The organism is Streptomyces javensis (assembly GCF_039525925.1).
Taxonomy (GTDB): Bacteria; Actinomycetota; Actinomycetes; order Streptomycetales; family Streptomycetaceae; genus Streptomyces; species Streptomyces asiaticus.
The window spans coordinates 1-12,309 of sequence record NZ_BAAAIF010000135.1 but is presented as its reverse complement, the minus strand read 5'-3'; the positions used below and the strand labels follow the sequence as shown (position 1 = coordinate 12,309).

The following is a 12,309-nucleotide window of genomic DNA, read 5'->3' as shown; positions in this document are numbered from 1 at the left end:
GATGTGGTGATTCGTCATCACCAACCGGAAACGGTCCTCGCCGAAGCGGAACAACGCGAACCGCAGCAACGGCGGCCGCGCCAGGTCGAAACGGTCGACCCGGTCCTCCGTCAGCCACCGCTCGAAGACATCCCGCGCCTCGTCCTCCGCCAGGCCCCGCAGATCCTCCTCCCGCCACGGCACCCGCACACGCCGCGCGATGGCCTGTACCGGCCGAGGCACTCCGCGCGTCATGAATCCCGCACGCAGACTCATATGGCGATCCACGATCGCCTGCGCCGCCGACCGAAGACGCTGAGCGTCCACCGGACCGTCGAGATCGAAGATCAGCTGCACCATGTACACATCCGGTGCGCCATCGTCATAGACCGCGTGGAACAGCAACCCCTCCTGCAACGGGGTCAGCGGCAGAAGCTCTTCGATCCGGGATCGGACCATGGGAATCCCCCTGTTCGGACCGCTCGCACTGATGCACTTCGCAGATCGCACGGAGATGGATAAGGAGAAGAAGGAGCAACGAGGAGTGCGGAGGACACGCGGGCATTCACTCTGTCCGAATAATTCAACGTAACCGAGCCGGGCGAGCCCGTCAACGATCTTGAATAGACGTCAGAACATTCCAATGGGCATTCTTCTCGGCGATTACCGGCAATGTGGACAGGTGGCACCTAGGTGCCTTCACTGGTTCTCAGAATGCATCGATACAGCACTCCTGACCTGGTCTTTCTCTCTGTTGATATCAGCGAGACACACCAGGGTGGACTGGCGAAGACGGCGGGGTCGCCACTGCACCAAGCTGCCATTCACTTGCCCATGAGATGTCGTCCGGCGACGCTGGTACAAGCGGGCAAGGACACTCAAAACCGGGCTGGACTCAAATAACCACTGATTCAGATAACCACTGGATTCGGTTAACTACCCTCACGCGTCCCTCTAAGTGATGCGACTCCCCGATGAATTGGCTGGGTGGAATGGTGGAGAACACAGCGCTTGCCGCATGCACTGATCCGGACAGGGTGTCGTTGTCGGGGTTGTTCGAGGAGTGGGCGGAACGGACCCCGGACACGATCGCGGTGGTGTGCGAAAACCACCGGTGGACATACCGCCAGGTCAACGAACGAGCCAACCAACTGGCCCGACTCCTGCTGAAAAACGGCGCCGGACCCGAACACCGCATCGCCCTGGCCCTACCCCGCTCCACACACACCATCACCGCAATCCTCGCCGTACTCAAAACCGGCGCCGCCTACGTACCACTGGACCCCGACTACCCCCAAGAACGCCTCACCCACCTCCTCCACGACAGCAACCCCACCACCCTCATCACCACCACCAACATCACCACCACCCTCCCCACCCACACCACACCCTCCCTCCTACTCGACCACCCCCACACCACCACCCACCTCCAACAACAACCCACCACCAACCTCACCCCCACCGAACAACCCACACCACCCGACCCCCGCCACCCCGCCTACCTCATCTACACCTCCGGCTCCACCGGCACCCCCAAAGGCGTCACCATCCCCCAAACCAACCTCATCCACCTCCTCACCGCCACCCACCACTACCTCACCGACCACACCCCACAAACCTGGTGCCAATTCCACTCCTACGCCTTCGACTTCTCCGTCTGGGAAATCTTCGCCCCCCTCCTCCACGGCCACACCCTCATCATCCCCAACCACCACACCACCCGCTCCCCCCACGACCTCATCACCCTCATCCACCAAGAACACATCACCACCCTCTGCCAAACACCCACCGCCCTCTACCACCTCATCAACACCCACCAACAACACCACCACCAACCCCTCCCCCTCCACCGCATCATCCTCGGCGGCGAAACACTCGACCCCACCCGCCTCACCACCTTCCACCAACAACACCCCCACACCGACATCATCAACATGTACGGCATCACCGAAACCACCATCCACGCCACCCACCACCACCTCAACCCCAACACCCACCACACCCCCAACACCCCCAGCCCCATCGGACACCCCCTCCCCCACCTCACCACCCACCACCTCGACACCAACCTCCAACCCACCCCACCCGGCACCCCCGCCGAGCTCTACATCACCGGCCCCACCCTCGCCCGCGGCTACCACAACAACCCCACCCACACCGCCACCCACTTCATCGCCAACCCCTACGGACCACCCGGCACCCGCCTCTACCGCACCGGCGACCTCACCACCCAACACCCCACCACCCACCAACTCCACTACCACCACCGCACCGACAACCAAATCCAACTCCACGGCTACCGCATTGAACCCGCCGAAATCGACAACACCCTCACCACCCACCCCCACATCACCCACGCCACCACCACCCTCCACCACGACCAACACAACAACAAACACCTCATCGCCTACACCACCACCAACCGGAGCCTCTATCGGGCGGCGGACGTGGTGGAGCGGCAAGTGGAGGAGTGGCGCGCGGTCTACGACTCCCTCTACGGGGACCGGGCCGCCACCTCGCTGAGCGAGGACTTCGTCGGCTGGGACAGCAGCTACGACCAGCGGCCCATCCCCCTGCCGGAGATGCGGGAATGGCTGGCCACGACCGTGGACCGCATCAGCGCGCTCGACCCGCGCGATGTCCTGGAGATCGGGGTCGGCACCGGACTGCTTCTGTCACGTCTGGCTCCGGACTGTGCGAGCTACTGGGGCACCGACGTCTCGGCCTCCGCCATCGCCGCTCTGGAGCAGCGTGTGGCGCAGGACCCCACGCTGGGCGAAGGCGACGACCGGGTGACGCTCGAGTGCCGGCCGGCGCATGACTTCAGCTCGCTGCCCGAGGGGCACTTCGACACCGTCGTCATCAACTCCGTCGTCCAGTACTTCCCGAACATCGACTACCTGACCGATGTCATCACCCAGGCCATGGCGGCCCTCAAGCCCGGCGGGAAGCTGTTCATCGGGGACGTACGCAACTTCCGTCTGCTCCGCTGCTTCGCCACCGCGGTCGCCCTCACCCAGTCGCCCGCGGGGACCACGCCGGAGAGTCTGCGTGCCACCGTGGACAACGCCATCCGCCTGGAGCGGGAGCTCCTGGTGGACCCGGAGTACTTCACCACCCTCACATCCGCCGTGCCCGCCATCGGCGCCATCGACGTCCGCGTAAAGCGCGGCACGGCGCGCAATGAACTCACCCGGCACCGCTACGACGTCATCCTCACCAAGGACCCCGTCACGCCCCTCGCCACCGAGCATGCGCCGCACCTGCGGTGGGGTGAGGACATCCGTACGGTGGACGACCTGCGCGACGCGCTGGCGGGAGGCCGCCGCCCACGAGCGCTGCGGGTGACCGGCATCCCCAACACCCGGCTGACCGGCGAGCTCACGGCCCTGCACCAGATCGACACCGGTGCCGACCCGGACGACGCCCGGCGCCACCTCACGCCAGCGGCCCCGACGGCCGGGCACGAGGGTTCGGAGACGGAGCCGGACGCCGAGCCGCGCACAGGGCCCGACACGGATCCCGACACGGAGCCCGACACCGAGCCGGACCCGGAAGCACTCCACCGGCTCGCCGAGGCGCGCGGCTACGACCTGGCGCTGCGCTGGGCGGCCGATGAAGGGCGTCTCGACGGTGTGTTCATCGATCTCAACGCCGGCCTCCCCACCCTCGGCATCGCCGCACCGCCCTCCACCACACCCCGCCGCCCCGCTTCCGCCTACGCCAACGAGCCCGGACTCACATACGGGAACGGTGCGGTGGTCGCCTCGTTCCGGTCGTATCTCAGCGAGCGGCTGCCCGCCCACATGGTGCCCTCGGCGGTCATCGCGCTCGACCGGATGCCACTGACGGCGAACGGCAAGCTGGACCGCGCGGCCCTCCCCGCGCCCGACTTCTCGGTGCTCGCTGCGGGGCGGTCGGCGGCCACGCCCCTGGAGGCACGGCTGTGTGCGCTCTTCGGTGAGGTGCTCGGGATCCCCGACGTGGGCGCGGACACGAGCTTCTTCAACCTGGGTGGCGACAGCGTCCTCGCCATGCGGCTGGTCAGCCGTGCCCGCTCGGAGGGACTCGTCCTCACACCGGGGCAGGTCTTCCAGCACCGGACGCCGGAGGGGCTCGCTTCCGTCACCCATTCCGGGGACGGCACGGCGGTCCCCTCTCAGGAGCTCACAGCTGGGGACGCAACGCCTCTGGTGGCCCTCACCCCGCCCGAATACGCGAGCCTGTCGGCGGAGTGCCCCAGCCTGACAGCCAAAGGCACCCACGCCGCCGACACCGCCGAGTTGCTACCGCTGACACCTCTCCAGAGCGGACTGCTGTTCCACGCCGTGTACGACGAGGCGGCCCCGGATGTCTATCTGGTGCAGTTCGCCTTCCACCTCGAAGGGGAGGTCAGCGGCCCACGCTTCCGGCGGGCGGCGGACGCCCTGCTGCGCCGCCACCCGAACCTGGCCGCGTCCTTCCATCACCACGGACTGTCCCGGCCCGTGCAGGTGGTGGCACCCGCCGTCCCCTCCGTCTGGCACGAGCTGGATCTCAGCGACGTTGCCGAGGAGCGGCGCCCCGCAGCGTTCGAGCAGTGGCTGGCCGAGGACCGCGCCACACGGTTCGACCTCACGCGGCCGCCACTGATCCGCTTCGCCCTCGTCCATTGGGGCGCGGATCAGTACCGGTTGGTGATGACCAGCCACCACATCCTGCTGGACGGCTGGTCCGTACCGCTCGTCGTCCAGGAGCTGTTCACACTGTACGAGCGGGACGGGGACGACTCGGGCCTGCCCGCCGCCGTGCCCTACCGGGAGTACCTGGACTGGCTGCGACGGCAGGACCAGGACGCGGCCCGCGCCGCCTGGCGCACGACGCTGGCCGGTGTGGAGGAGCCCACCCTGCTGGCACCGGCCGATCCGGGCCGTACGAACGTGGCACCCGACGAGGTGGCCGTCGATCTGTCGGCGGAGCGAACCGCCCAACTCGCCCAGCGTGCCCGGCGGATGGGTCTCACCCTCAACACGCTGGTGCAGAGCGCGTGGGCCATCCTGCTGGGACGGCTGACCGGCCGGAACGACGTGGTGTTCGGTACGACGGTGGCGGTGCGCCCGGCGGAGGTGGCGGGCATCGAGTCACTGGTCGGGCTGTGCATCAACACGGTGCCGGTACGTGTCCGGATGCCGGTGGGCCGACCGGTGGAGGAGCTGCTGACGGCCGTACAACGCCAGCACGGTGGCCTTTCCGCGCACCACCATCTGGGGCTGTCGGAGCTGCGGCCCGCCACCGGAACGGGGCAGCTCTTCGACACGGTGGTGGTCTTCGAGAACTACCCCTTGGGCGCCGGGGCCCATGCGCAGGCGGCCCGCGCCGGACTGCGGCTGACGGCCACCGACGGTCAGGACGCCACCCACTACCCGCTGGCGGTGGTCGTGGTCCCGGGCGAACGAATGCGGCTGCGCCTCGGCTACCGGCCGGATGTGTTCGAGGCCCCGGCCATGCGGACGGTGGCGCAGCGGCTGGTCCGCGTGCTCGAGGCCATCGCCGACGATCCGGGTCAGAACGTCGACCGGATCGATGTGCTCTCGGACGACGAGCGGAAGCGACTGGTACCGCGCCGGGACGCGAGCGTCGCGGTGGCCGACCCGAAGGTGTCGTTGTCGGGGTTGTTCGAGGAGTGGGCGGAACGGACCCCGGACACGATCGCGGTGGTGTGCGAAAACCACCGGTGGACATACCGCCAGGTCAACGAACGAGCCAACCAACTGGCCCGACTCCTGCTGAAAAACGGCGCCGGACCCGAACACCGCATCGCCCTGGCCCTACCCCGCTCCACACACACCATCACCGCAATCCTCGCCGTACTCAAAACCGGCGCCGCCTACGTACCACTGGACCCCGACTACCCCCAAGAACGCCTCACCCACCTCCTCCACGACAGCAACCCCACCACCCTCATCACCACCACCAACATCACCACCACCCTCCCCACCCACACCACACCCTCCCTCCTACTCGACCACCCCCACACCACCACCCACCTCCAACAACAACCCACCACCAACCTCACCCCCACCGAACAACCCACACCACCCGACCCCCGCCACCCCGCCTACCTCATCTACACCTCCGGCTCCACCGGCACCCCCAAAGGCGTCACCATCCCCCAAACCAACCTCATCCACCTCCTCACCGCCACCCACCACTACCTCACCGACCACACCCCACAAACCTGGTGCCAATTCCACTCCTACGCCTTCGACTTCTCCGTCTGGGAAATCTTCGCCCCCCTCCTCCACGGCCACACCCTCATCATCCCCAACCACCACACCACCCGCTCCCCCCACGACCTCATCACCCTCATCCACCAAGAACACATCACCACCCTCTGCCAAACACCCACCGCCCTCTACCACCTCATCAACACCCACCAACAACACCACCACCAACCCCTCCCCCTCCACCGCATCATCCTCGGCGGCGAAACACTCGACCCCACCCGCCTCACCACCTTCCACCAACAACACCCCCACACCGACATCATCAACATGTACGGCATCACCGAAACCACCATCCACGCCACCCACCACCACCTCAACCCCAACACCCACCACACCCCCAACACCCCCAGCCCCATCGGACACCCCCTCCCCCACCTCACCACCCACCACCTCGACACCAACCTCCAACCCACCCCACCCGGCACCCCCGCCGAGCTCTACATCACCGGCCCCACCCTCGCCCGCGGCTACCACAACAACCCCACCCACACCGCCACCCACTTCATCGCCAACCCCTACGGACCACCCGGCACCCGCCTCTACCGCACCGGCGACCTCACCACCCAACACCCCACCACCCACCAACTCCACTACCACCACCGCACCGACAACCAAATCCAACTCCACGGCTACCGCATCGAACCCGCCGAAATCGACAACACCCTCACCACCCACCCCCACATCACCCACGCCACCACCACCCTCCACCACGACCAACACAACAACAAACACCTCATCGCCTACACCACCACCAGCCCGGATCATCGCGATACGTCCCCGGAGGAGCTGCGGTCGTATCTGGCGGAGCGACTACCGGCCCATATGGTGCCCTCCTCGGTCGTCATCCTCGACGCGCTGCCCCTCACCCCGAGTGGCAAGCTCGACCGCGCGGCGCTGCCCGCGCCCGCCCCGAGCGGCCAAGGAGCCGGTGGGCGCCCGCCATCGACACCGAATGAAGAAATTCTCTGCCGTCTGTTCGCCGAGGTGCTCGGGGTGCCGGAGCCGAGCGTGGAGGAGGGGTTCTTCGCACTGGGCGGGGACAGCATCCTGTCCATGCAGCTGGTGAGCCGCGCCCGCCGCGAGGGGCTGGTGCTCACCCCACGCCAGGTCTTCCAGCACCAGTCGCCCGCCGCCCTGGCGCGCCTCGCCCCGCCGTCCGGCGCCCCGGCCCCGACGGACGCCCCGGCCGCCTCCGCCACGCCCCCGCTGCCCTCCCTCACCACCGAGGACGTGGCCGCGGTGGAGCAGACGTTTCCCGGTGCCGTCGACACGTTGCCACTGACCGCGTTGCAGGAGGGACTGCTCTTCCACGCCGTGTACGACGAGGCGGCGCCGGACGTCTATATGGTGCAGTTCGCCTTCGATCTCGAGGGTGACGTCGACGGCGTCCGCTTCCGGCGGGCGGTGGACACTCTGCTGCTCCGCCATCCCCATCTGCGGGCCGGGTTCCTCCACCACGGGCTGTCCAGGCCGGTTCAGGTCGTGCCCCGCCATGCGCCGACGCCGTGGCAGGAGATCGACCTCAGCTGCTTCTCCCCCGCCGAGCAGGACGGGGAGTACGAACGCTGGCTGGCGGAGGACCGTGCCACCCGGTTCGACTTCACCCGGCCGCCATTGATGCGGTTCACCCTGTTCCACCTCGGCGGTGGGCGCAGCCGTCTGGTCATGACCCACCACCACATCCTGCTGGACGGCTGGTCGACGCCTGTCCTGGTGCAGGAGCTGTTCTTCCTCTACGGGGAGGCCGGGGACGACGGTCTGCTGCCCCGCCCGGCGGCCTACCGCGACTACCTCGCCTGGCTCGCCGCGCAGGACGCCACCGCGGCCCGCGAGGCGTGGCGCGAGGCGCTGGCCGGGGTGGCGGAGCCGACGTTGCTGGCCCCGGAGGCGTACGGGCGTACGGCGGTGGTCCCCCGGGAGTTCCACCTGGACGTGCCCGCCGGGCTGACGGCACGGCTGACCCGGCGCGCCCGCTCCTCGGGGCTGACACTGAACACACTGGTACAGGTGGCGTGGGGGCTGCTGCTGGGTCGGCTGACCGGCCGCGACGATGTGGTGTTCGGGGCCACGGCCGCGGTGCGGCCACCGGAGGTGCCCGGTGTCGAGTCCCTGGTCGGCCTGTGCATCAACACGTTGCCGGTACGAGTGCAACTCGTCCCGGAGCAAGGGCTGATGGAGCTGTCGGAGGCGGTGCAGGCGCGGCAGGTGGCGCTGTCGGAGCACCAGCATCTGGGGCTGAGCGAGGTGCAGTCGTTCGCGGGGGTCGGCGAGCTCTTCGACACGGTGCTGGTCTTCGAGAACTATCCGGTGCGGCCCGAGCGGGTCGGCGCGCCGGAGGACGGGCTGCGGGTGGTGGGCAGCACCGGCCGGGACGCCACCCACTATGCACTGGCCCTGGTCGTCATCCCCGGCGAGTCCCTGCGGCTCCAGCTGGGCTACCGTCCCGATGCCTTCGACGACGCGGCCGTGCGGGAGCTCGCGCGGCGTCTGGTCCGGGTGCTGGAGAGCGTGGCGGACGCCCCGCGGCGGACGGTGGCGCAGCTCGACGTGCTGGCCCCGACCGAGCGGGAGCGCCTGCTGCGGCGGTGGGGCAACGCCTCGTCCGGTGCGACCGGAGCCGATGACACGGTGCTGCTGCCGGAGGTGTTCGAGCGCCAGGCCGAGCGCACCCCGGCCGACGTGGCCGTGGTGTTCGAGGAACGGCGGCTCGGCTATGGGGAGTTGAACGAGCGGGCGAACCGGTTGGCCCGGGTGCTCGTCGCGGCGGGCGCGGGCCCGGAGACCCGGGTCGCGCTGTCCCTGCCCCGTGGCCCGGACCTGCTCATCACGGCGCTGGCCGTCCTCAAGGCGGGTGCCGCCTTCGTGTCCGTCGACCCGGGCTACCCGGCGCGGCGAGTGGCGTTCATGCTCACCGACAGCCGTCCGACCCTCCTGGTGACGACCGAAGCGATCGCCGAAACCCTGCCTGCGGAGGCGGCCACGATGCCACGGCTGCTGCTGGACGCGGAGGACACCGCGGACCGGCTGGCGGGAGCGGGGGCGGCCAACCTGACGGACGCGGACCGCAGGTGCCCCCTGCTGCCGGACCACCCCGCGTACCTCTTCTACACCTCGGGTTCCAGTGGCAGGCCCAAGGGTGTGGTGGCGTCCCGGAGCGGTCTCGGCCGTTTTCTGCGGGCCATGGCCCGGCGCGCACCGCTCACCGGGTCGGACGCGGTGCTGGCGGCCTCCACACCATCGTTCGACGTGGTGATGGTGGAGTGGTTCATGCCGCTCGTGGCGGGGGCCCGTATCGTCCTCGCCTCGGCCGCCCAGACGCACGACCCCGCCGCGCTGCTGGGGTTGGTGAGCCGCCACGGGGTGTCGATGGCGCAGGCCACGCCCACGCTGTGGCAGGCGGTGCTGGGCGAGGTGCCCGACGGCGGCGGCCAAGGGAGGGTGCTGTCGGGGGTGCGGGTCCTCAGCGGTGGCGAGGCGCTGCCCGCCCCGCTCGCGCGCCGGCTGCTGGCTCTCGGCGCCGAGGTGGTGAACCTGTACGGGCCCACCGAGACCACGGTCTGGTGCACGACGGGCACGGTCCGGGCCGATGACGACGGCGCGCCGCGGATCGGGACGCCGCTGGACACCACGCGCGTGTACGTCCTGGACCGGCACCTGGGCCTGCTGCCACCGGGTGTGGTGGGCGAGCTGCACATCGCGGGATCGGGCGTGGCCCGCGGGTATTTCGACCATCCCGGCCTGACCGCCGAGCGGTTCGTGGCCGATCCGTACGGCCCGGCCGGGTCACGGATGTATCGCACCGGCGACCTGGTGCGCTGGGACGAGGACGGGCGGCTGGAGTACCTCGGCCGGGCCGACCACCAGGTCAAGCTGCGGGGATTCCGGATCGAGCCGGAAGAGGTCGAGGCGGTGCTGGGCTCGCATCCCCACGTGGCGCGGGCCGCCGTGACGGTCCGCGAGGACCGGCCGGGTGACCCACGGCTGATCGGCTACTCCGTCGCCCGGCCCGGCCAGGAACCGGCACCGGCCGAGCTGCGCTCCTGGCTGCGCGAGCGGCTGCCGGAACACATGGTGCCATCGGCGGTGGTCCCTTTGGACGCGTTGCCGCTGACGGCGAACGGGAAGCTGGACCGCAAGGCGCTCCCCGCGCCCGGCCCCTTGGGCGCCCCGAGCGCGGGGCGGCCACCGGCCTCTCCCTGGGAGCGGCTGTTGTGCGCGCTGTACGCCGAGGTGCTGGGCGTGCCCGAGGTGGGCGTGGCGGACAGCTTCTTCGAGCTGGGCGGCCATTCGCTGCTCGCGATGCGGCTGATGGGGCAGGTCCGTACGCGCACCGGCGTCGATCTGGGCATCCGTGCGGTGTTCCAGGCGCCGACGGTGGAGCGGCTGGCGGAGGCGATCCGGGGCGCGGAACGGGCCGTGGCTCGCCCGCCGCTGGGGCCGATGCCGCGTACGGGCCGCCTGCCGCTGTCGTACGCCCAGCAACGGCTCTGGTTCCTGGAGGAGTTGGAGGGCGATCGGGCGGCGACCTACAACATCGTGGTCGGCCTGCGGCTCCGCGGCCCGCTGGACCGGGAGGCGCTGATGACCGCGGCGGGGGACGTCGTGGCCCGGCACGAGGTGCTGCGGACCGTCTATCCGCACGGGGACGACGGCCGGCCGTGGCAGCGGGTCCTGGGCCCGGACGCGGCCCGGTCCGCGCTGCACGCGGTCGTACGGGACGTACGGGACGTACGACCGGTGGCCGACGAAGCGGACTCGGGCGGGGGCGCGGCCGGGACTTCGGCGGGGGCTTCGGCCGGTACTTCGGCCGGGCCCTCAGCTGAGACGTTGACCGGGACGTCAACCGGGAGCTCGACCGCGACCTCGGCCGGACGTGGCTCGGACGGCATACTCACGGCGGCGCTGGCGGAGGAGGCCGGGCGTGGCTTCCACCTGGCCACCGAACTGCCGCTGCGCGTAACCCTGTTCCCGCAGGGCGACGACGAGCATGTGCTGCTGGTCGTGGTCCACCACATAGCCGCCGACGGCTGGTCACTGGAACCGCTCTTCGCCGACCTGGCCACCGCCTACCGAGCTCGTACGGCCGGTTCCGAACCGCGCTGGAGCGACGTTCTGCCGCTGCAATACGCGGACTTCGGGCTCTGGCAGCGCCAGGTGCTGGGTGCGGAGGACCGGGATGACAGTGTGCTCTCCCGGCAGCTCGCGTTCTGGAAGGAAACGCTCGCGGAACTGCCCGAGGAACTCCCGCTGCCGACGGACCGGCCACGGCCGCCGGTGGCCGGACACCAGGGCTCGACCGTGGACATCGCCGTTCCGGCCCCGTTGCACCGGAGGCTGGCCCGGCTGGCCCGCTCCCAGGACGCCAGTGTGTTCATGGTGGTCCAGGCCGCCCTCGCCGCCCTGCTGACACGGCTCGGCGCCGGAACGGACATTCCCCTGGGCACGGCGTTCGCCGGCCGCGACGAGGTGGCCGTGCACGACCTGGTCGGCCCCTTCGTCAACACGCTGGTGCTGCGCACCGACACCAGCGGGGACCCTGACTTCCTGACCCTCCTGGAACGGGTACGGGAGACGGACGGAGCCGCGTACGCGCATCAGGAGGTCCCGTTCGAACGCGTGGTGGAGGCGGTCAACCCCGTCCGGTCCCTGGCCCGGCACCCGCTGTTCCAGGTGATGCTCACCTTCCAGAACCTTCGGGCGACCGAGCTTTCCCTGCCGGGAGTGGCCGCCGAGCCACTGGAGGTGGCCACCGACACCGCCAAGTTCGACCTGGCCTTCGCGCTCGCGGAGACGCACACCGCCGAGGGCGGGGAGCCGAACGGCATCCGGGGCAGCCTCGAGTACGCCACCGACCTCTTCGAGCACGGAACGGCCCGGGCGATCGTCGACCGCCTGCTGCGTGTGCTGGACGCCGTCGCGGACCGTCCCGACCAGGCCCTGAGCCGGATCGATCTCCTCGGCCACGACGAGCGGGGGCGGCTGCTGGGCTGGGGTACGGGTGGCTCGGTGGCGGCGGCCGGGGCGGGGCGGGTGCTGCCGGAGCTGTTCGAGGAGCAGGTGGCAC

The 12,309-nt window shown here is 69.7% G+C and carries 2 protein-coding genes; one reads left to right on the top strand and one right to left on the bottom strand.

Going from position 1 to position 12,309, the window contains the following annotated elements:
• Positions 1-438, bottom strand: a 438-nt coding sequence (locus tag ABD329_RS46375; RefSeq protein WP_344318087.1) for a condensation domain-containing protein, incomplete at its 3' end; no start/stop codon positions are given.
• 533 nt (positions 439-971) lie between these two features.
• On the opposite strand from ABD329_RS46375, the gene ABD329_RS46370 reads away from it, so the two are divergent.
• Positions 972-12,309 (top strand): amino acid adenylation domain-containing protein (locus tag ABD329_RS46370; RefSeq protein WP_344318086.1); only part of this gene is annotated, 11,338 nt, incomplete at its 3' end.